Source organism: Paraburkholderia fungorum, from assembly GCF_046027605.1.
Lineage (GTDB): Bacteria > Pseudomonadota > Gammaproteobacteria > Burkholderiales > Burkholderiaceae > Paraburkholderia > Paraburkholderia fungorum_F.
The window spans coordinates 23128-46638 of the sequence record NZ_JAQQEF010000042.1; the positions used below are offsets into that span (position 1 = coordinate 23128).

The window sequence follows — 23511 nt, forward strand, 5'->3', positions numbered from 1 at the left end:
ATGTCAGACGAAAAAACCCGTTACCCCGGATTCAACGGCCTTGGCCGCACGGCGGCCATCTGGGGCGTCCCCTACATGGCGATGCTGGTTGTCGTCGTCGTGTCGATGTTTATCGGCGTGCTGGTTTCATTCTTCGTCGGGCCCGGCGGTCTGCTGTTCGTTTTTCTTGGCTTTCCGGTGCTGCTGTATTTCAAGAACGTATGCGAAACCGATGACCAGGGCCTTCGGATCATGTGGCTGGAATTCCGTTGCCGCGTCTACTTCTGGCGGCTGCGGGTCCGTGCACGCGTGAACGCAGGACGATCTACGCCGCGCTTCGGCAACACCGCCACGCTCGCGCCGTTGCGGTACGGACGGCAACGTCGCGTCTACCGTGATTTTCTCAAACCGTTGTCCAAGGGTGAGCGCCGGCTGCGCGAGCTCGATACGGAGGCTTGATGCAGAGCAGACCCGCCGTCTCCAGCGAAATCCTCGGCGCGATCGGCGCCGTGGAAGACTGGATTCCGCAGTACAGGCATCCTGTCACGAAACACGTACAGCACCTTGAGGGCAACCGGTTCATGGTGACGCTGGCCATGCGCGGCGTGCCGTTTGAAGTGCACGAGAATGTCGTGATGGAGCGCATGTTCGATCGTGATACAGAAGCGTACAGCAAGCTTGGTCGCGATCTGGGTGGTCGCCTTGGCTATCACGCAACGTTCATACGACAGCGTGTGAGTTTTGACCGCGTGTACCGGTTCAAACAACGCTTCCTGCAGTGGTTCGTACGCGAGTACATCGGACGACGTTTCGGCGACGAAAAGTTCTTCGAGAACCGCTACTACCTGTCGCTGATCCTGAAATACGAGGACTTCGATGACGGGCTGAAGGAAATCGGCTCCCTTGCGAAACAGGCGCTGCTGCAGTTCGGCGAGTATGAAGCCGAGTTGCTTGAAGTGTACGAGCGCAAGCACATGAACGGCACGAAGATGCTGTTCTCGCCTTTGTATGGGCTCGTCAGTTATCTCATCAATGGGAAGACCGGCGATTTGCCGGTCGCAGCGGAACCCGGCACCGATGTCATCCCGTCGAGCCATCTGCATTTTGGTTACAACACGCTTGAGATCGCGGGAAGCGACGTGCCGGCGTACCGACGCGTTGCAACCTGCCTTGACCTTCGCAGTTGCCCGGAGAAGCCGGGCTGGGGCCAACTCGACCCGTTGATCACGTTGAACATGGAATTCACGATTACGCATACGTTCAACTGCATGACGGGCTTCGAGTCAAACCGGACCATCGATTCGGTCATCAACAAGCTGGAGTCGGCCGGTGACAAGGCGAAGCATCAGGTCAAGGAACTACGCGACGCTCAGGGTTACGTGAACACGGGTGAGCTGTCGTTCGGTGAGTATCACGGCGCGGCGGTTATCTACGGCGAAACAGCGAAAGAGGCGCTGGAGAACGCCGACAGGTTTGCGTCCCGCTCACGCAACGAGTGTGGGGTTGAATGGTCGCCGGCGACGGGATCGGCACCGTTCACGTACTTCTCGCAGGTCCCGGGCGCTGCGGGCAAACCTCGTCCGAAAGTACAGTCCTCGCGCAATTTTGCTGCGATGTACACGTGCCACGACTACTCGTCAGGCAAGGCGGAAGGCAACCCGATCGGTGACGGGTCAGCTGTCATCCCGTTTCGCTCGGATTCGGGTGTGTACAACTACAGTTCGCACGCGAGCCGGCTGGGCGATATCAATGTCTCGGAGAAGGTGGCCGGCCATTTTGAAGCGAAAGGCACGACGGGCAGCGGGAAGTCTACGGTCATCGTAGCGGCGACTGGCATGCTGTCCCGCTTCGATCCGATGCTGTACGTGCTGGACAAGGGGCGGGGCTGGGAAGTGTTTATCCGCGCGATGGGTGGCGCCTATGTCTATCTCGAGAAAGGCAAGCCGACCGGATGGGCGCCGTTCGAGCTCGCCGCCACGCCAGACAATCGCGAATTCCTCTACGGGCTTGTCGAACTGTGCGGCCGCAAGAACGGTGTCGACCATCAGGGTAAGCCAATCAAGATCGACCTGACCGCCACGGAAAAGATTCAGTGCCGCAATGCCGCCGATGCGGTAATGGGAGTCGATGACGTGCGGCTGCGCCGCTTCAGCCTGCTACTGGACAGCATTCCGGACGAAGGCGACGACTGCCTGCGTGCGCGGCTGTCGATCTGGTGCAGGTCGGAGAGCGGCCGCTTCGGGTGGGTGTTCGATAACCCGCCCAATCTCTCATTGAACATGAGCGAGCAACGCTGGATCGGGTTCGATGTTGAGGCGTTTCTTGTCGAGAACTATGAGCCGTCGGAGCCCGCATTTGCCTATCTGTTCCATCTCAAAAAACTGATGCGTCGGGAAGGCACCCTGATGCTGACTGTGATCGAAGAGTACTGGCTGCCGCTGCGCTTTCGCACGATCCGCGAGCAGATCGAGGAAACGCTGGCGAGCGGGCGTAAAGAAGGGGAATTCATGGGACTGATCACGCAACAGCCGGAACAGGCACAGCGAGCGGCAGACCTGTTTCCCGCGCTGCGCAGTCTGGTCGCCACGAAGATCTGGCTGGCCGATCCGGCGGCCGAAGAAGAGGCCTATCTGCGCGACGGCATGACCCGCAAGGAGTTCAAGGAATTCAAAAAACTCACGCCACAGGCGCGCCGATTCCTCATCAAGCAGGGCAACCAGTCGGCCTTCGCCAGCTTTGACCTGAGCGGCCTGGACGACGCGATTGCGGTGTTCTCCGGCGATCGCGAGAACGCACTGATCTGCGACGGGGTGCGCGCCGAGTTTGGCGACGATCCGGACGTCTGGCTGCCCGTCCATCTGTACCGCGTGTTTGAACGCAAGCTGCGCACGCGGCTCGCGGCGAAGCACGGCGCCGATGAGCGTTTGTGGTCCGCTGAGCTGCAGCGTGGCCTCGAGCGCAAGCGTGCCGAGCTTGCGCAGATCTATCGACCGGTTAATCAGCCGGTTGACGACGAAGTTTTTGCCTGATGTGCTGCAACTCAAGGAGGAAACGATGAACAGCACCGATGTCTATCCGGCCGTGCGCCGGCAGGTTGACCCAGCGATCCGGAACCTTCGCGAGGCGTTGCGGGCGCGATCAACGCGCGCTGGCATGGACGTCTTTGCCTATCTGCCGGGAATTACGCTTTGGCCGAGCCGCAGTCTGGTCGCGCTGCTGTGCGCCTGTGCGTTTTCGCAGGCCCACGCGCAGGGCGTGCCGACCATCTCACCGGCGGAGCTCGCGCAACAGATGGTGCAGGTCGAGCAGCTGATGCAGCAGGTCCAGAATCAGGATGCCCAGTTTCAGGCGCTGACCGGCAACAGCAGCTTTGGCAACATCCTGAACAATCCGGCGCTGCGCAATTACCTGCCTGAACAATGGCAGGACATCTACAGCCAGGCGAAGAACGGCAGCCTGTCGGGAATCAGCTCAACGATGCGTTCGATCGAGCAGCAGGAAAGCATGACCGGCGCGAGCACGTCCGGACAGCAGCGCTATTACGACACGCTCGCTGCAAACAAGGCGATGAACGAGCAGGCGTATAGCGCGATCATGGCGCGCTTTAACAACATCCAGTCGCTCATGCAGCAGTCGAATCTGACGCAAGATCCGGCACAGAAAGCGGATCTCCAGAACCGCATGGCAGCGGAAGAGGCGATAGTCACGAACGATCAGACGCGCCTGCAGCTCACCGCGCAGTTGCAGAAAACAGAGCTGCAGCTTGCCGAACAGCAGCGCGATCGCGAATTCAAAAACACTTTCCTCGGAGGTTCCAGTGGTGAATAAAGCACTTCTTTCGACCATCATCAGTCTGCTTGTCGCGATTGCAGGCTACCTCGGCTATCTCGCGTGGGACAGGCATCAACACAATTTGCAGGAAGAAGCTGCACACCAGCGCGAACTTGCGTTCAAGGCTCAGTTCCTGGGTACGACTCCAGAAAAGCTTGAACAGGAAGAAACGCCGGAGCGGCGTGCGCAGAGAAAAGCTGACGAGGCAGAGGCTGCGAAAGCCGTCCAGAAGTAGAGCCTGACACAGGGAACTCCAATGTCCTACACACCCATCACCACGACCATCTTTTCGGATATGACAACCGACTTCGACGCGAACGTGGTTTCGACCATCAGTTCGGGTTCGGAGCGCATCATCGGACTGATTTCGCCTCTGATGGCAACGTGTTTCAGCATCTATGTACTGCTGATCCTGTGGTCGTACTGGCAGGGCAGGAACGATGAGCCCATCAACGATTTCCTGATGCGCATGGCAACCTGGGCATTCATCCTGACCTGCGGGATGAATATTCAGTTTTACACCACTTACATCGTACCTGCCTTGAACGGCCTGGGTGAGCAACTGGCCGGTGCGATCACTGGGCAGGCGAATCCGATCTCCGGCCTGGACAATCTGTTGAGTGCATACATCAATGCCTGTGGGCAGATCTACGATAGGGCCGAGGGCTTCCAGATTATTGGCGCTGTGTGGGTGATCACGGTGCTGCTTATCTTCGCGACGCCGTTTATGGGATTGGCCGTTGCATACATCATCCTCGCCAAATTTGCGCTCGGTTTGCTGCTTGCGCTCGGGCCGCTCTTTATCTCAATGGCGCTGTTTCCGCCGGTGCGTCAGTTCTTCTGGAACTGGGCGGGCCAGTGTCTTAACTACGCCTTGCTCGTGGCGCTATTTGCGGGCGCCGGCGCTATCGAGGTGGGTTTTGCGCAGAAGATCGCGCCTTCGGGATCGGCTTTCCCATCGATGAAACAGGTGGTTGAAATCGATGTGATGGGCGTGGTGTTCTTCATTGTCGCGCTCAATCTGCCGGGTCTTGCTTCGGCGTTGGCGAGTGGTGTGGGGATTTCCACGATGACCGGCAAGCTCGGTGCGGCCGGTAAAGCCCTTGCGGCTGCGGCGAAGATGGGCGGCGAGGGGAAGCAAAACACGGGTGGATCCGCGTCGAAAGCGTAAGGAGGGTACATGCCCGATTTTTTTGCGAAACTGATCCGCTGGTGGTTGCTCGCTGTCTGCTGGGTCACGTTTGCCGGTTTTGCGCTGGCATTGCTGAATAGCATCGGTAGATCCATTTACCACCGTCTGCATTAGATGCAGGTAGCAGGAGATCACAATTGAAAGAGCAACTTCGCATTGGAAAGGCGACAACGTTTGTGAAGCGGGTGACAGGTAGGGCATCACGGCTTGCCGGGTGCCTCGCCCTGCTGGTATTCAGCGCGTTTGTCGTCTGGTTCGGAATTAGCTCATTGCAGGTGTACGGAGACCGGCTCGAACATGTCGCTGTCGTGGCCATCCTGCTTGTACAGGGCGTGGAGGTTGCAGTTTATATCGCCCGCTACGGCTGGCTGGCGATGTTCCGCCGGGCGTTCTCGGGTGAGATGACACAAGGGAAGCAATCATGAAAGGCACATTAACGCTCGCGCTGCTTGCTCTCGCGTTGCAGGCCTGCAGCTCGGCGCCAAAGCCACCCGAGCCGACTGGTCAGTGGGTACCCGTCAATCAACCGTTGGCCCAGCAGTCGGCCCCTACGGAACGGAAGTGAGGAACAGGATGGCATCGACTATCAGGCAATGGTTTGCGTCGGGAGCGAACGCGCGCAAACGTAAGGGAAGCCCGGCCGGGTCGACCACGCGCGCAGACGCGCCGGTGAGCGGTGTCGAGTCAGGCGAGCGCGATGCAGTCAGCTGGTACCTGAAACAGGCGGAGGCCTTCGAAAAGTCGAAGGTCGAAGCCGCGGAAGAGAAGGCCCGTATCGCCGACCGGCGTTCGGTGCTCATGGGTGTTGTCGCCCTCGCCGCTGTTTCTGGCATGGGGGCTTTAGGACTCCTAAAGCGACCGAACCCGCCCGCCGTGCTGCGCGTGAACGACACGACAGGGAAGGTGGATGTGTTGCCGACAACAGCGAACGGACACGTCACGTTTTCCCAGAAGACCGATCGCGCGGATCTGCACCGTTACGTCGAACTGCGCGAGAGCTACGACTGGGAGACGATTTCGGACACGCACGCCGCGGTGATGTTCATGAGCGACGACCACGAGAAGGAAGCCTATGACGGGCTGGTGCGCGGCCCGGTGGGCCCGCTCAAGCTTCTGAAGGATCAGGCGCGGGTCATCGCACACGTAGGCTCGATCACGTTCGCGCCCGCCGCACAGGTGTTCTTCTCGCGTCAGCTGGTCCCGCTGAATCCCGCGGCGAAACGGCCGGATCCGACGTACTGGATTGCGACGGTCGCATTCGAGCGTGTGAACGTTCCGGAAAAGCAGGATCAGCAGGATCTCAACGCAGACGGCTTTCGCTGCACGAGCTACGAGGTCACGCGAGACTGGACCCGGGCGCCCGCCGATGCTGCGCCGGCGTCGGGCCCTGCGGCAGCCGGAGGTGGAGCATGAAAGGACGAACGATCCGGATGTCAGCGAGCGCAGCGGCGGTCGCACTGGGCTTCGCGTTGGTGCCGATCCACGCGCGGGCGCTCGAAACGCCGCGCAGCTGCGGTTCAGACCCGCACATCCAGTGTGCGACCTACGATCCGGACCAGGCCTATCGTGTGGCAACCATGCCGGGGCGTGCGGTGATGATCCAGTTCGAGCCAGGTGAACACATCATCAACAGCGGCGAGGGCATCGGAGACGGCAAGGCCTGGCACGTGGCCATCAACGACAGTGGCGCGATGCTCAAACCGGGTGCGACGCAGCCGGAAACCAATCTTCTGCTGGTCACCAACCGGCGCACGTATCCGCTGTCACTTGTCGACGTGTCGGCCGCTCAGCCGGCGACATGGATATTGCGTTTCGACTATCCGGACACGCGTGCTAAAGCGGCAACCGCGCAGCAGCGCCGTCAGGACGCTGTCAACGCAGCGCTGGGCGGTCAGCAGGCTAATGGGCCAGCGATTCCGGCATCGATTGCGAATAACGTGGGTGGTGCGAAAGCCGCTCCTCTCGCATCGATTCCCGCAGCCAATATCCAGTACATGATGCGCGGCGATCGTGCGCTCGCGCCGACCGCCCTGTGGGACGACGGCCATTTCACGTACTTCAAGTACGCAACCGCGCGTGACCTGCCGACGATCTTCACGAAGCTTCCCGACGGTGGCGAGGCGACGGCGAACTTCCATATGGAGGGCGATACGGTCGTCGTGCACGAAGTGGCGAAGTCGTTTGTCATCCGCTACGGCCAGTCGGTGCTGGGTATCCGCAACGACGGCTATTCGCCTGATGGTCATTACAACCGTGCGGGCTCGTCGGTACCGGGCAGCGCGCGCATCGCACGTGACCATACCGATGCATCGACGAACTGATCAGGGAGCGAACACGGTATGACTGAACGAAACGAAATGGAACATGCGGCATCGGCCGACGTCGGCCCGCAGCCTTCGCTCGACCTGCCGGGCCGTCGGAAAACGCGCGTGGGCAAGCTGCGTCTGGTGCTGGTCGCGCTCGCCGTTATTGCGCTGGGTGCGTCGGGCGTGACGATCTATCTGCAACGGCTCTTCCAGCAGCATCAGGATGCGAAGCAGGCGGTACTGAACAAACCGAAGGATAGCGGCGCGAGTGACGCCGGTGCGGATCTGGAGACGCAGAAGGATCGAATAAAGCGTGCGGAAGAAGATCAGGCCCGTGCAGCGTCGGAGGCTGCGGCCGCCGCTGCCGCGAATTCCCACCTCGCGACGCCGGCTGGCGCGGTATCGCAGACGAGCGGACATGCGGTGGCCGTAAGCAACCAGCCGCGGCCGCTCACGCCGGCCGAGCGCCGCCTGCAGGGCAGTGTGCTCGTCGCGAGCGGCAACAACGATTCTGACCAGAGCAACGATGGTCCCGTAGCATCAAATGAAACTGCAGGTGACAGCAGTGGCAACACCGGCGGCGGCAACGCCGGGGCCAGCGGCCATGATGCGTCTGGTCTGGCAGGTCTGGCGAAGTCGATGGGTCTGTCAGCGCTGCGCGGCCGCAATGCAGGCGGCACGTCCAACTCGCCGGGCAAGACGGACACCGGCGACGGCAACGGTTCGTCGATCGACCAGTCCTTGCAGCCGTCAAAGCTGCAGCCGATGCAGGCCTCGTTCCGGCCGAACCGGCATTACCTGCTCAGTCGCAACACGATGATCCGCTGTGGTCAGTCGACGGCGATCCGTACCGACCGGCCCGGCCTGATCGGGTGCCCGATCGCGCAGGACGTATGGTCTGACGATGGCACGACGCTGCTTGTTCGCAAGGGTGCGATGGCGAAGGGCGAACAGCGCGATGCGGTGATCCAGGGGCAGGGCGTGATCGGCGCGATCTGGGACGAGATCGACGACGGCGACGTACACATTCCGCTGAACTCGCCGGCGACCGATCCGCTGGGTGCTGCGGGTATTCCAGCCTATGTCGACGAGCACTTCTGGCTGCGGTTCAAGGGCGCGCTGATGGTCAGCCTGATTGGCGACTTCGGCCAGGCGCTGGCCAACAAGGCGAGCGGCAGTGGCAACCAGATCACATTCTCCAACAGTTCGAACGCCACGCAGGATGTGGCCGCGGAGACGCTGCGTAACACCATCAACATCCCGCCGACGGCTTATTCAAACCAGGGCTCCGTAATCAATATCTTTGTGGCACGCGACATTGACCTGACCGGTGTGTACGAGAACGTTGACGCGCAGGGCAACCCTGTTGGCCCGAACGGGCAGCAATGAGGAACGGACTCATGAACCTGAAGATCACCTATCCGGACGATTTCCCGCTGCATGGTCTCGATCGCGACATGTTCGAGACCAAACTGCGCGACGCACTGCGTTTCTGTTTCTACGGCACGACGGTTCGGCAGCTGGCCGAACGGGTCGATGCACGCCGTGCGCTTGTGGTTCCCGATGTGTTGCCACTGCGTCAGATCGCCGACGAGCACACGTTTGAGGATTGCATGGCGCTCGATGGGTGCCGGATCGACGATATGTCAGCGCCGCTGCGGCGCAACCTGCTGCGTCATATCGGGGCACGTATTGGGCTGACACTCTCGGAATGGGGCGATAGCGCTTTGCCGTTGCTCGATGAGCCGGTCAATCATTCGGCCAGTCTCGCAACGGAAGCGAGCGCAACTAACCGTCAACCGGCCGGGGTTCTGGAAATTCAAAATCGCCAGGCTCCGCGCATATCGCGTGTCCTGCTTGCCACGGGGCTCTGCGCCGCAGTGGCGATCAGCGGTGCGGCCTGGAAATTGACCCGGCCGGCTGCGCCTCTGAGCGCAACCGTGGTTTCCACCTCGCCGGCGCAAACGCTTCGCGAACTTGCCAGCAGCGTGCCGGACGATCGCCGCCCGTATCGCGTGTCGGTGCAGATCGAGCCCCAGGATTCGGGCACCACGCCCCGCTGAACCGGTGCGTCACCTTGACAGATGGATGTGAGCCTGAACCAGAAAGGAATGCAGATGAGCGCAGACATAATCGATGTGATCGAGAAGGGCACGATCGCCCGCAGCTTCCTCAAACAGATGGGCATCTCGAACTTCTTCGACGGGAGCCTCACCGAAGTTGCGATCAACCGTCCCGGTGAAATCTGGACACAGGGCAGTGCCGGATGGCGCCGGCACGATGCACCGGCCTGCTCGCTTGATGCGTGCTTCAAGCTCGCGAATGCCCTGACAGTGATGAAGGGCGGCAAGTTCTCGACAAAGGAGCCGATTCATCCGGTGGTGCTGCCGGAGGGCCAGCGCGGGCACGTTCTGATGCAGCCGGCCTGCGAGCAGGACACCATCTCCATCACGATCCGTATTCCTTCGAACGTGCGCTTTACCGTTGACGAATACGACACCAACGGCTGGTTCGAGGGATACCGCGACGTTTCGCCTCGCCGCGAGATGCCAGCCGCGCTTGATCTGCAGCCGTTCGAGATGGAGATGCTCGAGGCGAAATCGCAGCGCAATGTCACGCGCATGCTGGAGCTTGCCGTCGCCAACCGGTTGAATATTGCGCTCGCCGGCGGCACCGGCTCCGGCAAGACGACGCTGAACAAGGCGCTCTCAGACCTCGTGCCGTCCGATGAACGGATCGGCACGATCGAGGACACGCCGGAACTGTCGCTGCCGAACCATCCGAATCGCGTGCACATGTTCTTCAGCGACACGCTGCCGGCGAAGGAACTGGTGCGTTCCACACTGCGCATGAAGTTCGACCGTGTGTTTCTTGCCGAGTGTCGTGGCGACGAAACGTGGGACTACGTGACTCTGCTCAACACGGGCACGCCAGGCGGCATTACGACGGTGCATTGCAACGACGCGCGTTCAGCTCATTCGCGCATCGCGACGCTGGTCAAGCAGAGCGTCGTTGGCCAGACGCTCGACTGGCAATTCATCATGGACCAGGTGCGCGTAACGGTGGACCTCGTCCTGTTCATGAACCGCGACAAGCGGCTCGCTGAGATCTGGTACGACCCGATCGGCAAGGCGCAGCTGCTGGGTTGTGTCTCATGAGCGCCGATGCCGCGGCGCAGATGATCGAACAGATCGCGATCAGCCTGTGCGGTGCGCTCGCCGTGTTTCTGTCGCAGGACCGGCGTGCGCACTGGCGGCGCTGGGCCTGCATCTTCGGGCTGGCTGCGCAGCCGTTCTGGTTCGACATGGCGTGGCGAGCGCATCAGTACGGCGTGCTCGCGCTGTGCTTTGTTTATGCGGCGTCGTGGGCGCGCGGTTTCACGGCGCACTGGCTCGTTCGCAGGGAGGACCGTGTATGAACTTCGCGATCAGCGATATCGAGGCGGCGATCGAGGGGTGGCGCATGCGTTCGCCGTCGGACGAAGCATTTGCTGCCAGCACAGAGGTCCGCGCGCTGGCGCGGCTCTACGGCGCTGTGATCGTGCGCGGCTGCGAGGGTGTCCCCGACGCTGGGCTGGACGACGCGCAGCGCGACGCCCTGCGGATCCTGTTCGCCGATCCACCCGGAGAGTTCCCGCAATGAAGGCAGATCTTCCGGTTCCCGCGATTGCCGATGCCGCGGACGCGGACGATGACAGCCAGTGCAAATGGCGACCGTCCGGCGACTTTGCGCTGGTCCACCCGTCGGGCTGGACGATCGCGCGGTACTCAGTCTATGACGAGTGGCGCTACCTGCTGTGGGAGCCGATCGATCGCTGTACGGCGGGCAACAGCAACCAGTTCCACGGACCCAACGATCACGTGCGCGACGCGATGCGCCTGCATCGCGACCTGACCGCGCATCGGCAACAACAGGAGATGGCCGCATGACAACGCATCTGAAATTCCAGGCCGCTATCGACGCGGCCGCGCACTGAGGATCGGCCATGCCAAAACCGCTTCGAATTCTGATCCCCGTCGTGGTCCTCCTGCTGATCCTGTGCGGCTTCGCGTTCCTCGGCCAGTTCGCCGGCGGCCAGCTTTTCGCGAAGATGCAGAAGCTGCCGGAGGGCAGCGCGGGCGTGTTCACGCTGTACGACTACTGGCATACCTACGGTGACGTGCCTGCGGTGGTGCGCGCGCTCAAGGTGTGCACGCTGCTGTCGGTGGTCATCACCGGCCTGCCTGTGGTCGTGATCACGATGGCGCTCGTGTCGGGACGCAAGCGCCTCGCCCAGTTTGGCGAGGCCCGGTTCGCAACCCGTAACGACATTGTGAAAGCGGGCCTGCTGGAGAAGAAATAACAATGACGACTTCACAACATCTGTATCCGCCGTTCATTGTCGGCAAGTACAAGGGTGAATACCTGAAGTATTACGGCCAGGATTTCCTGATGACGGCTGCCGGCACCCGCTCCGGCAAGGGCACGTCGCTCGTGATCCCGAATCTTCTCACCTATCCCGATTCCGTCGTGGTCGAGGACATCAAGGAAGAGAACTACCACTACACGTCCGGCTATCGGCGGGCATGCGGTCATGAAACCTATCTGTGGGCGCCGTTCTCGGAAGACGGACGCTCGCATGCGTACAACCCGCTCGAATACATCGCAGGCCGACCCGCATATGCGCGCGTGGGCGACGTGATGACGATCGGCGAACACCTGTATCCGTCCAACGTCGACGCACGTCTGAAGTACTGGAACGACAATGCCCGCAACCTGTTCATCGGGATCGTGCTGTATCTGCTGGAAACGCCCTCGCTGCCGTGCACGTTTGGTGAGGTGCTGCGACAGGCCTCCGGCAAGGGCAGGGCGATCCGTGAACACATCTCGTCGATCGTCAGCACGCGCGCCGATGCAGCTCACGCGACTGACGGGCTGCCGGCGCTCACGTTCGAATGTCTCGACGCGCTGAACCGCTTCCTGTCGCAGTCGAAGGAAGCCTTCGCGAACATCGTATCGACGATGACCGCGCCGCTGAACGTCTTCAGCAATCCGGTTGTCGACGCGGCAACCAGTCGCTCGGACTTCGATCTGGCCGATGTGCGCAAAAAGCGTATGTCGATCTATGTGGGCATCAAGCCGGGCGACCTGAAGGCCGGTGCGCTGCTGGTCAATCTCTTTTTCTCGCAGCTGATCGACCTGAACACGCGCGAGCTGCCTGCCGAGAATCCGGCGCTTAAATACCAGTGCGCGCTCGTGCTGGACGAGTTTGCAGCGCCTGGCAAGATCGACATCATCGATACGGCCAACCCGTTCATTGCTGGCTACAACCTCCGGCTGATGCTGATCTTTCAGGGCATGTCCCAGATCGAGGATCCGAAGCTGTACGGCAAGCACGGCGCCGAAACGCTCGCCATCAACTGCAAGATGCGCAGCCTGTATGCGCCGCGTACGGTCAAGGAATCGGAAGAGTACTCGAAGATGCTGGGGACCTTCACGCTGATGGCGCGCTCGCGTAGCCGCAGTCGCGGCCGCAGTTCGTCGACCAGCACGAACGAGTCGGAGCACGGCAGGGCACTGATGATGCCGCAGGAGCTGCGTGCACTGAAGCACAACAAACAGATCATCACGATCGAAGGGTGCGAGCCGATCCTGTGCGAGAAGGCGTTTTTCTATGAAGACGCCGAGCTCGTCGACCGGCTTGTTCGACAGAGCCCCTACCTGCAGGGAGTGATGGCGAAGCTGGAGAAGACCAACCGCCGTCGCGCCTGGATAGGTTTCGATCCGAAGTTTCCGGACGAAACGCAGATGAAACACGCTGCGTTCGTCGCGCGCGAGCTGTGCGCGCCTGTCCCAAAGATCGACGTCGAGCAGTGGTGGCAGGCACAGAACGCGGCGCGCCGCGCGCAGCAGGCTGCGGCGGCCGCAGACGCAGCCACACAGTCGGCCGGTCTGGCGCGTGACGTCCGGGAGCACGAGATCGGCGTACTCGCGCCTATTCATCTCGCCAACCGTAACAGCATCCGCGCATCGCTGTTCCAGTTGATGCCTTATCTGCGAGAAGTCCTGCCGGACGCGGCCGCCGCCGTGTCGGCGCAAACCGCAGCACCTCAATCACAGCCTGAACCGCAAGGAGTGACCGTATGAACGAGATCGAATTTTCCGCCGACCGGATCGACTACCGCGAACGCGACGCGGCCAATGCCGACGATGCGTCGACCATCCGCGCGCGCGTCACGCCGCCGGCGAACGAGCCTGACGCGGGCGCCGTGCCCGGCAGTCCGGAAACGCCGGTCGATGACGCAACCGAAGAGCGCCTGAAGAAGATCCGCGCGGCCGATCGGGAGAAGGTCGAGAAGCTTCTCAAGCGCGACCCATTGCCCAACGCAGCGACCAGCACAGCCACCGACGAGTCGGTGAAGCCGGCCGCCGGCACCGGCAAGTCACTGGGGAAGAAGGGCGATGGGCCGGAGAACACCATCCGCCCGAAACCGGTTTTCGAGAAGACTGGCTATGACGTGCCGAAGTCGGTCACTAACCAGTATGTCGCGCATGAAGGCAAGTTTCTCGATCGCAAAAGCGAGACGGTGCACTTCGAGGACAAGGGCCGCTCGCTGTCGACGGCCAGCGAGGACCGCGACGTGATCGCACACATGGTCGAAGTCGCGAAGGCGAAGAACTGGGGTGAGCTGCAGCTTAAGGGCAGCGAAGAGTTTCGACGACAGGCGTGGATCGCCGCCGAACTCGTTGGCGTGCCGACGCGTGGCTTCAAGCCTGGTGCGCAGGATCGGTCAGTACTGACTGCTGCGCGCGAGGCGATGCGCATCGGGGCCGGTGACAAATCCAATGATACGGACAAGGCGCGCACGAATGAGATGGAGGCAGCAGACGCAGTGGGGCAAAAACCCGCCGCGCCGGAGTCGGCGAAACCGGTCACTCCGGGACGTGAAAACACCGCGCCCGGAGGCAACCCGACGACCGCCACGCAACCGTCTGCAGCTGCGCCGGCGAGCCCTGTTCAGAGCACGCCAACGCCGGCCGGTGTCACGGCGGGGGTGCTGGTGGCGTACGGTCCCGCCCCGTTCAACCACGACGACAAGCAGAACGACAGCTACTACGCGACCGTGCGGACAGAGGATGGCGAGCGCACCGTCTGGGGACTGGACATCGAGCGCGCGATCGGCGAAAGCGGTGTGCAGCCCGGCCAGCGGATCGAGCTGGAAAAGGGCGGCAGCAAGACGGTAACAGCGCAGCAGCGCCAGTTCGACGAGAAGGGTACCGAACTCGCGCCAAAGTCAGTCGAGAGCCGACGTAACGAATGGCTGGTGTTCTCGCCCGATGTGCCGGGCCTGCCCACGCGCGAGCAGCGCGAAGCGCTGGCCAGCGCGCGCCGCGACGCCGATGAGCGCCGTCAGATCAATGAGGCACGCGAGCGGTTCCTGAGCGGAGACTGGAAATACTCGAAGGAACAGCAGAAGACGCTCGATGAGGCACGCGAGCGCATCAAGGCGCAGGCCGCGCGTGAGGTGCTGCGTGACGAGATCAAGGGTCTGCCGGAGCAGCAGCAGGAGAAGCTGACGGGGGAGTTCGAAAGCGCCGTGGCCGAGGCGCGCGCAACTAACCGGCCACTGGACGTGCCTATGCCTCAGGTAAGCGAAGCAACGATCGAGGCTGTGCACGAGCAGATCGAGCGGGAGCAGCGAGGCCAGGCTCACACAGCACAGCAGGGCACCCAACAGGCGACGCCGGAGCGCGGACAGGACCTGCAGTCGCAGACCGCCGAGCACGACCGTCCGACGCTCGAAATGGAACCATAAGGCGGCGGAGAACAACGGGCGGCCGTGATCACCTCGCGACCGTCATCGTCAAATCGAACATCAGGAGCAAACCATCATGAAGATCGCTGTAATCAACTTCTCAGGCAATGTTGGCAAGAGTACCGTTGCACATCACCTTCTCGCGCCACGGCTGGAAGGTGCCCAGGTGATTCCTGTCGAGTCGATCAACTCAGACGACAGCGAAAAAGGCTCAGCGATGCGCGGAAAAGAGTTTGGAGAACTGCAGGACAAACTCATGACCTTGCGCCATGCCGTAGTCGATATCGGGGCATCGAATGTCGAAGACTTTGTCTCGCTGATGCGTGACTATCACGGTTCTCACGAAGACTTCGATGCTTTCGTGGTCCCGACCGTTCCTGCGCTTAAACAGCAGGTTGACACGATTTCGACGTTGCGCGCACTGACCGGCGAAATCGGTGTGCCGGCAGACCGCATTCGCGTGGTGTTTAACACGATCACCCCTAAAGACGATGTGTCAAAGATTTTCTCGAAAATTTTCGACTACTACGCGGAAAACCGCAATTTCGTCTTGAATCGCGATGCGGTGATGTATGAAAACCCTATCTACGAAAAGATCAAGGCGTTCGATCGCTCCATCATCGATCTTCGCAACGATCCGACCGACTATGTCGCGATGAACGCCGAAGCAATGGAGAACGGGGAGCCCGAGGAACATCTTGCACAGATTCGCCAACTGGTTGCGATCAAACGTCTGGCCACACGGGTAACCACCGAACTGGACGCAGTCTTCAAACTCGTGGTGCATTGATGGGCGCATCGGACGATTCGATTCGCGAGGAACTGATTGGCGCAGTGCTGGGTGAGCTATCGCTCTTGCGCCGTGACGTGAAGGATCTGTCCCAGCGGCTCGAGACCACGGGCAAGCAGTTTAAGGATGATGGCGAACTTACGCTGCTGCGCTTCACCTCCGGCTACGAGCGGTTCCTCGACCAGTTCGCAGCATCGAGCACTGATGTGCTGGCCGAAGCGGGGCGGTTTTCAGAGGCCCGCGATCAACTGCTTGGCGAGATCTCGCTCAGGCAGTACGACGAAGCCAACGGACGAAGCCGCGATCTGCTGCGCGAGGTCTTGCGCGAAGAGCGCGGCCGCGGTCGTGGTATCGGCCGAATCGAACTGGCCGCATGGACCGTATGTGCCACGCTTGGCTCCGCGGCGCTCACAGTCGGAGCCCTTGCGGCACTGCGCCTTCTGACCACCTGACAGGAGATCTCATGAAACGACTGATCGCAATATTAATCTGCGGCGCGGTCGCCACCCAGACGGTGGCGCTGGCCGACGACGACAACCCGTCCGCCTGCGGTGCCGTCTTGTGTCTCGCCGGTCTGATCGCCGGTGGCAGTGCCGGCGGGGACTGCAAAAACTATATGACAGGTTACTTTTCCATCGTGAAATTTCACCACGGTCACTTCGATGAGACAGGCACGTCGAATGCCCGTAGCGATTTCACGAACCAGTGCCAGAGCGTTGGACCGGATACGAAGAAAGGTGTGAACGACCGGTACGGAAACGTTCAATCTGGTCCGTGACGCGTAGCCGCTCTCTTAGGTCCTGACAATGTCTTGCCCTCGGAAGTCAGGACTTTTTACGGTGCGGGCTACGTCCCGCGGTCGACAGCACGCGATAGCAGGCTTCCGGGTTCGGCCATTAAGTGACGTCCGCCATCGCTGCGCCGTTGGCCGCAACCGTATCTAAATCAGACGCCCAGCGGGAACCAGCGTCTCGTCGGTTCCACAGAGCGAGTCCGGCGTTCGCTCTCGTTTGCCGCCCGCTTTTTGACGGGTTGGCAGCAAGGCAAATGGCCACTTGGCATGCATTCCGCTTGTACGCTTGCGTACCGATATTTGCTGGGATCAAGGGGACACTGGTTGCGCGCATGGCAGGTGCCAGCGCGTGTGGTTTCGATAGCTGCCGCAGTCGCGGCGGCTCGTTTTTTTGTGTGCCGAGGTCCGCTACTCGTAATGGCGCATGAAAATGGGCGCGCATCCAGCTACCTGAAGTCCCGCCATGCCCGGTTTGAGTGACCGCGAGCTTAAGGTAGGGCCGTGCCGTAATCGCAGAGCGAGACAATCAAATGGTTCAGCGCAGCCTCCGGTTGATTGAGGACACAAAAAGACGCGGCGACGGCGAAAGCGCTGCGCAACACGTAATCAGCATTGACCAGAGGTCCAACTGTCGAAATGAATTCATCGACTTGAGCACGAAGCAAGGGGCCGCGAACCATCTCAGTTCGATTTTGCAAGGCCTTGACCATTACCGCCAGATCTGCGGAGGTCACCCGGCGCGGGCTTCGTTGCATTTTGGATTTCCTCCTCACAAGCGGATTCGACGGTCAGCCGGCGAGGCCTTAGGCGCGCGATATGCAGCGCATGCCTGTCCACGAGATTGCCGCCATGCGAAGCCTGCCGTTTTCTAACCCTCCTGACCATTTCAATCGGCGACAGATTGCCCTTTTCGGCGCGCCCGCGCGCGTGCTTGTGGTCGATGATAGCCGGCCTAACGCTGAGGCGCTGGTAGCTTCATTGTCGATCGATGGCCTGGAGGCGCGCTTTGCGCTGAGTGGACCTGAGGCACTCCAACAACTCAACTCGTGGCTCCCACACGTGTTCGTCCTCGACATTAACATGCCGATACACAACGGGTTCGCAGTGGCGCGAGTGCTCCGACGTATGCTCACGACCCGCGACACGGGGATAATCGCATTCACGGCACTTGGAAAGGCGGACTTTGCCGCAGCCGGACCAGTTGTCGATTTCGACGCTTACTGCCAGAAGGGCGGGACTCAGGCGCCGCTTCTGAAAATAATTAATGACATGCTGACCTAGCGCTCATGTATTCCATTCAGGGCAGAAAGGTGCGCCAGCAGAGACTGGCCGTTTAAAGAAGGCTACGGCCACGGAAACCGGCCGAAAGACGGAATCGGGTCGGGTCGAGCCGATCACCGCCAGAGGTGCCGTTCGATCACATACGCCAACTGCATCCGGCAGCACGCGGGCCACTTCCGGCCGCTCGCTCACGCGCTGAGGGGGTCACTTGGCCGTCGGGTTTTGCTCATCCAGCGGACATTCGTCTGACAGACAGGTAAGTTCTAACCGGCCAAAGCGGATTACCTTGCATAGGCGCGGAACTTTCGATGGTTGGTGATTGCGGGGGCAATCGAAGACTGCTGTCCTTTCGCGCAGCCTTGCGAGGTATCCGCGAAACAGCATGCGATTGACTACGTGCTGTCCGTGAGTTTGCTCCGACGAGTTTGCATTATCCCTGGAGAATGATCATTCGTCCCTTCCCCGGGCGGTAACCGGCATGCCTGCAACGAATGGCCAGAAGTGTGCGGCACCGCTTGCGCTTCGCCTGCTGCCTTGTTCCGTCCGGGGTCAGCCGCTTAAGGGTTTCATCAGATTAATTGACTACCATTGCACCAAGGCATCGCTGCATGCGTGCCCGGCGGCAGACTACTAAGTGCTGCCTCCGCCGTGCCGTGCGGACTGGACGCCCGCGAGGAGGCGAGGACTCTCCTTTATCGTGCCCCCGTTCGCGACACGGACGGGGGCAGCGGCACTTCATCGCCTTTTGGTAACTTGCGAGTACATCATCGAGTTCACATCGCAGGACGGCAGTGCCCGCCCGCAGTCTGGCGGGAGGCAGCCAAGCTGGGCCGTGATGCCTACGGTTACGTCGATGTGGGAATCAACACGAAAGGGGGGCGAGACGTATGAACACTCCGTCGGCCAGGAGCGTGGGCCAATGCTGCATTAAGGCGGGCGGTTCGGCTGACTGGAAAAGACATGCGTCCTTTTCTGGCCGCAGGTGTATCCGATGAGCGCCGACGGTGTCGTCAAGGCGGCGTTGCTGCTGGTCGCGCTCGGCGAAGAACAAGCGGCCGAGGCCTTCCGTCATCTCAGCCCGCGCGAAGTGCAGAAACTGAGCACCGCAATGGCCGCGTTGAAAAACGTTGAGCGCACCGCCGTCGATGATGCTGTGTGCCGCTTCATCGAGCAGGCGCAAACGCATACGACGCTGTCGCTTGAGGCGGACCAGTACATCCGTTCTGTGCTCAACCGGGCGCTGGGCGAAGACAAGGCAGGCGCCGTTGTTGATCGCATTCTCGTCGGCGGCGATATCAGCGGTATCGAAGGTCTGAAGTGGATGGATGCGCCGGTTGTTGCGGAGCTCATCAAGAACGAACATCCCCAGATCATTGCGACTGTGCTCGTGCATCTCGATCCCCAGCAGGCGTCCGGTGTGCTCGCGTGTTTTACCGAGCGCACGCGCAACGACGTGCTGCTGCGGATCGCGACGCTTGACGGCATTCAGCCGGCTGCGTTGCGTGAACTCGATGACTCATTGACCGAGCTGCTTGCGGGCGGCGCCAACATGAAACGGCGCGCAATGGGGGGACCGCGCGCGGCCGCCGAAATCATCAGCAACCTGTCGGGCCAGCATGAAGAGTCGGTGATTGGCAATGTGCGCGACTATAACGACGACCTGGCGCAAAAGATCGTCGACGAGATGTTCACCTTCGAAAAGCTGGTTGCACTGGATGACCGGTCGATCCGGCTGCTGCTCAGGGAGATTGACTCTCAGACGTTGATCGTTGCGCTGAAGGTGGGACCGCCGGAACTCACCCAGAAATTCGTGGTCAACATGTCGCGGCGTGCGGCGGAACTGTTTGTTGATGACATGGAAGCGCGCGGTCCGGTGCGTCTGTCGGAAGTGGAAATGCAACAGCGCACGATAATGCAGATCGCCCGCCGGCTAGCAGACAGCGGTGAAATCGTGCTGGGCGACAGGCCCGGCGATGCCTATGTCTGACAAGCGTACTGTTGGTCGCCATCCCATGCCCGGAGCCCGCCCGTCATCCAGATGAATTCGCGCTATGTTACGAAAGCCATACAAGAACGCTTCGCCCGCGTCCAGAGCCGATGGCCAAGGAGTCGCTGTCTGCGTCGCCTGATGTGCGATATAGACCGCGTCCGCCAGCATGTCACCACCGATTGACGCCGCACGCAAGGCGAACATTTTTCGCGGGATAGCGCCGCGGTTGTCACTGGCCCTCGTGGTCGTCTCTGGCGTACTGGTCGTGCTGATCGCCATCCTCCTCGGGGAACGGAACGCGGACAACGCCGTGAAGCGTCACGAGCAACTGATCGGCGATGACCTCGTTGCTTCAATCGACCGCATTCTGCACAGCGTCATGTCGCGACGTCGGACCGAGCTGGCTGCGCTTGCCGGCCAGTCCTGTGAGAAAGTTGAGCGGCCGCTGGCCGAGCTGGAAACACAACTCCGCTATGTGCGTGCTGTGGCACTTGTCTCAAACGGGCAGCTGTACTGTTCGTCGGCCCTCGGACCGATCGGCCTCCCGTTGCATGCTTACGTCACCCCATCCACTCATGGTGACAGGACGGGTCTCCTTGCGCAGACCCCGTTCCAGCCCGGGATACCAGTACTCGCCATGTTCAGCCCGACGGGCAACGGTGCTGGCGTGTTGTACCTTGTCGAGGGCGACTATCTTGCCGATGCACTCGCGCACGGCATCAGATTAGGCGCCGAAACGGCAGCGCTATCAATGGCGGGGACTGGTCTTTTGAATGATCAGGGCGGCTTCCTGCCTGCCTCGTCATCTCAGGCGGCTGACGCGACGCGCGTGGCATCGCATGCCTGGCCGTTCGCCGTTCTGGTTTCCTCTTCTAAAGGCTTCGTTTCGGGTATGCGCTGGAAATACGGGCTGGCCTACGGTGCGGTCGGAGTGCTACTTGCCGCATTGATCGCGGTCGGGTACCTGCTAGCGTTCGCACCGCGCCGGCTTCTCCTGAACGCCGTTCATCACGCGCTGCGACGCGGGGAGTTTCACGTCGTCTATCAGCCGATCGTCGCGCTCGCTAGCGGCAGTGTCGTTGGAGTGGAGGCGCTGTTACGATGGGATCACCCGAGATGGGGGCCGGTCAGCCCGGCCGTCTTTATGGCTGAAGTCGAATCCAGTGACATGCTGGCCGAGGTAACAGAGTTTGTGCTGCGTACCTCGGTCGCAGAGATGAGTCTTAGCCCGCCGGCCAATTCGCTGCGTGTTGCTGTGAACGTCGCGGCCATGGACCTTGAACGGAAAGGGTTCGTTGTTGAGGTGGAGGCTTTGAACGAGCAGTTGCCACCGGGTAGCAGCCTTGTTCTCGAATTGACTGAACGCTTTCTGCTGAGCGAAAGCGCACGCACCGCAGCCGTTTTCGAGGCACTCAAGGCAAAGGGTATCAAGTTCGCGATCGACGATTTCGGCACCCAGCACAGTAACCTGGATGTGCTCAGCCGGTTTCAGTTTGACTACGTGAAGATCGACCGGCAGTTCGTGAACCAGATCGCTACGGGCCGAGCCGACCTGATCAACGGTATCGTTTCAGTCGCCAGGCACTTCGGTTTGCAGGTGATTGCTGAAGGCGTCGAGACCGAGGCACAACACCGGGCGTTACTGACGGCTGGCGTGCCATTCGCACAAGGGTACCTATACCAGAGGCCTGTACGGGCTAACGAGCTGGTATCAGCAGCGACCGCGGAAAAACTGTGAACTGCTGCCACGTTCCGCTTGGAACTGGCCAACGGCAGCTTTTGGGCCGGCGTTTGATTACCCGTACGCATGACGAGAGCAAGCCTAAACAGCATCGAACCTCTGCGCGATGCAAATAGACGGCGTAAATGACCGTTGAACGAAAGCGGCCGTTCACCTGATGCGACACTGAGGGACCGGAACGGGTCGCGTGCTGCCGGCCTTACAGCCGTTGCCTCATCCAGCACGCGATGCTCATGCGATCGCGCGTCGCGGGCAGCACCTCGTGTTCAAATTGTGCCGAGAGAAACAACAGCAGCGTTCCGGCGCGGGGAAAGACGTCGTGATATGTCTGATCGGCAAGGTAGAGCCGCAGTGCGCCACCCTCGGCGTCCTGCCACGCTTCGTTGAGGTAGAACACGGCGGAAATCACGCGGCTGTCGTTATTACGCAGGCAGTCGAGGTGGCGTGCGTATCCGGTACCTGGCCGATATACCGCGTAGTGTGATTCGTTATCGACCAGACCTAAAAACAGGTCGCGGTTGAGCGCGTTCTGTAGCGCTTCGATGCGATCGGCGAACGTCTGTTGCCGCGAACTCAGCGCGTCGGGTTGGAACCAGCGCGTACTATCGCCGCGCAAAAGCGTGGCAGCGCGATCGGCCCCTACACGGGCTGGCGTCAACAGCTGCGCGTCGTGCATGTCCATGCATTCGGTCGACAAGGCCTGCGTCTGGGTCTGTGACAAAAAGTTCGGCACGACACACCAGCCATTGCCGGCGAGCGCACTCGTCGCGATGTCGAATTCGCTGGATCGAGAATTCACCGAGACATTCATCGCCTCTTCCGGAACGGCGTCGCGGATCAGGCAATCAACGAGCACTTCGATTTCCGTTTCAGCCAGAGGCCGTTCCAGAAACTCATCCCCTTTCACGTGCTCTCCAGATCGCGCCTCGCTCGGGTCTGCTACAAGCTTGCCAAAACCATCAGGCGTTGGTGGGGGCGCGTTGACCACAGGCATTGACACGCGCCGGCGCCCAGGAGGAAGGGTGGGGCTGAGGTAGTCTATCTGTTGGGACATCGGCGCAGTCTACACGAGCCGGACATACCGACCGCCGATGCTCGAACGAAGGCTTTGGCCGACCCTTGTACACGTGAAAACGGCCATCAGGAAAACGTCGGACCTAACGGCGGAAGCGGGTCGACAGGCGAACCTTGGGGGAGCGGCACAATCGAGCCCCGGCCCATTTCGTACCGCCGAGGTTAGTTGGATTGCGGAGCCACAGACTACTAAGCTCGATGCCACGGAGCAAGCCTGGGCCGGAGCTTTCATAAAAGCCTCACGACTGCGCGCGACGGATCACGCGATCCCGGCGAAGCGTTGCTCCAGATAGGCGATGATGGCGTTGGACTCGTACAACCAGCGCGACTCGCCCTCTTCCTGAATATGCAGGCAAGGCACTTTAATCTTGCCACCGCCGGCCAGCAAACGATCCCGTGCGAGTGGATCACTTTTGGCGTCGTGCAACGCCATTGGCACATTCAGACGATGCAGGGCACGCCGGGTCTTGACGCAGAAGGGGCACGCATGGAACTGATACAACGATAGCCGCGCCGCTTCTTTTTCTACAATCGCCTGACCTTGCGCCGCGCGACGTTGCGGGCGCGGGCGGCTGACAGCGTCGCTGAGTAAAATCAACTGGCCGAGACCGACACGCAGGACTTTCATCAACATAGAGACTACCTTGAACGGCGAATGGGAGCGGGCAAGTCTACTCTTTCCAAGATCCGACTGCTCCCGGCCTAACTACGGCGATCGCGATGCGCCGGGCAGCGAGC

At 61.0% G+C, this 23511-nt stretch carries 27 protein-coding genes; 24 read left to right on the forward strand and 3 right to left on the reverse strand.

The window, feature by feature from the left end:
• The 21 genes from PQR53_RS36555 (at nt 1) to PQR53_RS36655 (ending at nt 16672) form a co-directional block, all read left to right on the forward strand.
• Nucleotides 1-438, forward strand: coding sequence for a VirB3 family type IV secretion system protein (locus PQR53_RS36555; protein ID WP_408465108.1), 438 nt, complete (start codon nt 1-3; stop codon nt 436-438).
• Nucleotides 438-3008 (forward strand): VirB4 family type IV secretion system protein, encoded by a 2571-nt coding sequence (locus tag PQR53_RS36560; protein WP_408465110.1) that lies wholly within the window; start codon nt 438-440, stop codon nt 3006-3008. Before PQR53_RS36555 ends, PQR53_RS36560 begins: the two co-directional genes overlap by 1 nt.
• A gap of 25 nt (nt 3009-3033) precedes the next feature.
• On the forward strand, nt 3034-3807 hold the full coding sequence (locus PQR53_RS36565) for a TrbJ/VirB5 family protein (RefSeq protein WP_408465112.1): 774 nt from the start codon (nt 3034-3036) through the stop codon (nt 3805-3807).
• Nucleotides 3800-4045 (forward strand): hypothetical protein, encoded by a 246-nt coding sequence (locus PQR53_RS36570; RefSeq protein WP_408360376.1) that lies wholly within the window; start codon nt 3800-3802, stop codon nt 4043-4045. The genes PQR53_RS36565 and PQR53_RS36570 overlap by 8 nt, the downstream gene beginning before the upstream one ends.
• Before the next feature lie 21 nt (nt 4046-4066).
• Nucleotides 4067-4981, forward strand: a complete 915-nt coding sequence (locus tag PQR53_RS36575; protein WP_408465114.1) for a TrbL/VirB6 family protein — start codon at nt 4067-4069, stop codon at nt 4979-4981.
• 9 nt (nt 4982-4990) lie between these two features.
• Nucleotides 4991-5116, forward strand: a complete 126-nt coding sequence (locus tag PQR53_RS36580) for a hypothetical protein (protein WP_408465116.1) — start codon at nt 4991-4993, stop codon at nt 5114-5116.
• A 23-nt stretch (nt 5117-5139) separates the two neighbouring features.
• Nucleotides 5140-5427: a hypothetical protein gene (locus PQR53_RS36585; RefSeq protein ID WP_408465118.1), complete on the forward strand. Its 288-nt coding sequence runs from the start codon at nt 5140-5142 to the stop codon at nt 5425-5427.
• Nucleotides 5428-5575: 148 nt separating this feature from the next.
• Nucleotides 5576-6415, forward strand: a complete 840-nt coding sequence (locus PQR53_RS36590) for a VirB8 family type IV secretion system protein (protein ID WP_408465120.1) — start codon at nt 5576-5578, stop codon at nt 6413-6415.
• Nucleotides 6412-7323 (forward strand): TrbG/VirB9 family P-type conjugative transfer protein, encoded by a 912-nt coding sequence (locus PQR53_RS36595; RefSeq protein WP_507022020.1) that lies wholly within the window; start codon nt 6412-6414, stop codon nt 7321-7323. Before PQR53_RS36590 ends, PQR53_RS36595 begins: the two co-directional genes overlap by 4 nt.
• An 18-nt stretch (nt 7324-7341) precedes the next feature.
• Nucleotides 7342-8697 carry a TrbI/VirB10 family protein gene (locus PQR53_RS36600; RefSeq protein ID WP_408465122.1) on the forward strand — a complete coding sequence of 452 codons (1356 nt, stop codon included), beginning with the start codon at nt 7342-7344 and terminating at the stop codon, nt 8695-8697.
• Between the two features lie 11 nt (nt 8698-8708).
• Entirely contained in the window at nt 8709-9371 is a 663-nt protein-coding gene (locus tag PQR53_RS36605) for a hypothetical protein (protein ID WP_408465124.1), read from the forward strand.
• A gap of 54 nt (nt 9372-9425) precedes the next feature.
• The gene (gene virB11 / locus PQR53_RS36610; protein ID WP_408465126.1) at nt 9426-10466 is read left to right on the forward strand and encodes a P-type DNA transfer ATPase VirB11; all 1041 of its coding nucleotides are present in this window, start codon (nt 9426-9428) and stop codon (nt 10464-10466) included.
• A complete protein-coding gene (locus PQR53_RS36615) occupies nt 10463-10726 on the forward strand; it encodes a hypothetical protein (protein WP_175054589.1) in 264 nt (87 codons plus the stop codon). Before virB11 ends, PQR53_RS36615 begins: the two co-directional genes overlap by 4 nt.
• Nucleotides 10723-10950 (forward strand): DUF3717 domain-containing protein, encoded by a 228-nt coding sequence (locus PQR53_RS36620; protein WP_408465128.1) that lies wholly within the window; start codon nt 10723-10725, stop codon nt 10948-10950. Before PQR53_RS36615 ends, PQR53_RS36620 begins: the two co-directional genes overlap by 4 nt.
• A complete protein-coding gene (locus tag PQR53_RS36625; protein ID WP_408465130.1) occupies nt 10947-11237 on the forward strand; it encodes a hypothetical protein in 291 nt (96 codons plus the stop codon). Before PQR53_RS36620 ends, PQR53_RS36625 begins: the two co-directional genes overlap by 4 nt.
• A gap of 56 nt (nt 11238-11293) precedes the next feature.
• Complete coding sequence (locus PQR53_RS36630) at nt 11294-11650, forward strand: hypothetical protein (RefSeq protein WP_408465132.1); 357 nt, start codon at nt 11294-11296, stop codon at nt 11648-11650.
• Nucleotides 11651-11652: 2 nt separating this feature from the next.
• The gene (locus PQR53_RS36635) at nt 11653-13434 is read left to right on the forward strand and encodes a type IV secretory system conjugative DNA transfer family protein (protein ID WP_408465134.1); all 1782 of its coding nucleotides are present in this window, start codon (nt 11653-11655) and stop codon (nt 13432-13434) included.
• Nucleotides 13431-15104 (forward strand): LPD7 domain-containing protein, encoded by a 1674-nt coding sequence (locus PQR53_RS36640; RefSeq protein WP_408465136.1) that lies wholly within the window; start codon nt 13431-13433, stop codon nt 15102-15104. The genes PQR53_RS36635 and PQR53_RS36640 overlap by 4 nt, the downstream gene beginning before the upstream one ends.
• Before the next feature lie 76 nt (nt 15105-15180).
• Nucleotides 15181-15894 carry a StbB family protein gene (stbB, locus tag PQR53_RS36645; protein ID WP_408465138.1) on the forward strand — a complete coding sequence of 238 codons (714 nt, stop codon included), beginning with the start codon at nt 15181-15183 and terminating at the stop codon, nt 15892-15894.
• The gene (locus PQR53_RS36650) at nt 15894-16346 is read left to right on the forward strand and encodes a hypothetical protein (RefSeq protein WP_408465140.1); all 453 of its coding nucleotides are present in this window, start codon (nt 15894-15896) and stop codon (nt 16344-16346) included. The genes stbB and PQR53_RS36650 overlap by 1 nt, the downstream gene beginning before the upstream one ends.
• 11 nt (nt 16347-16357) lie before the next feature.
• Nucleotides 16358-16672, forward strand: a complete 315-nt coding sequence (locus PQR53_RS36655; RefSeq protein ID WP_408465142.1) for a TrbM/KikA/MpfK family conjugal transfer protein — start codon at nt 16358-16360, stop codon at nt 16670-16672.
• Nucleotides 16673-17175: 503 nt separating this feature from the next.
• On the opposite strand, the gene PQR53_RS36660 is transcribed toward PQR53_RS36655, so the two are convergent.
• Nucleotides 17176-17442, reverse strand: coding sequence for a hypothetical protein (locus PQR53_RS36660; protein WP_408465144.1), 267 nt, complete (start codon nt 17440-17442; stop codon nt 17176-17178).
• A 61-nt stretch (nt 17443-17503) separates the two neighbouring features.
• Here PQR53_RS36660 and PQR53_RS36665 point away from each other — a divergent pair, with 61 nt between their 5' ends.
• From PQR53_RS36665 to PQR53_RS36675, 3 genes are all read left to right on the forward strand, one after another.
• Nucleotides 17504-17968 (forward strand): response regulator, encoded by a 465-nt coding sequence (locus tag PQR53_RS36665; RefSeq protein ID WP_408465146.1) that lies wholly within the window; start codon nt 17504-17506, stop codon nt 17966-17968.
• Nucleotides 17969-18959: 991 nt separating this feature from the next.
• Nucleotides 18960-19955, forward strand: coding sequence for a flagellar motor switch protein FliG (fliG, locus tag PQR53_RS36670; protein ID WP_408465148.1), 996 nt, complete (start codon nt 18960-18962; stop codon nt 19953-19955).
• 169 nt (nt 19956-20124) lie between these two features.
• Complete coding sequence (locus PQR53_RS36675) at nt 20125-21696, forward strand: EAL domain-containing protein (protein WP_408465150.1); 1572 nt, start codon at nt 20125-20127, stop codon at nt 21694-21696.
• A 202-nt stretch (nt 21697-21898) separates the two neighbouring features.
• Here the strand turns inward: PQR53_RS36675 and PQR53_RS36680 are convergent, their stop codons facing one another.
• Both PQR53_RS36680 and PQR53_RS36685 read right to left on the reverse strand, forming a co-directional pair.
• Nucleotides 21899-22693 carry a 2OG-Fe(II) oxygenase gene (locus PQR53_RS36680; RefSeq protein ID WP_408465152.1) on the reverse strand — a complete coding sequence of 265 codons (795 nt, stop codon included), beginning with the start codon at nt 22691-22693 and terminating at the stop codon, nt 21899-21901.
• Nucleotides 22694-23032: 339 nt separating this feature from the next.
• A complete protein-coding gene (locus PQR53_RS36685) occupies nt 23033-23407 on the reverse strand; it encodes a glutaredoxin family protein (protein WP_408465154.1) in 375 nt (124 codons plus the stop codon).
• Nucleotides 23408-23511: the final 104 nt, after the last annotated feature.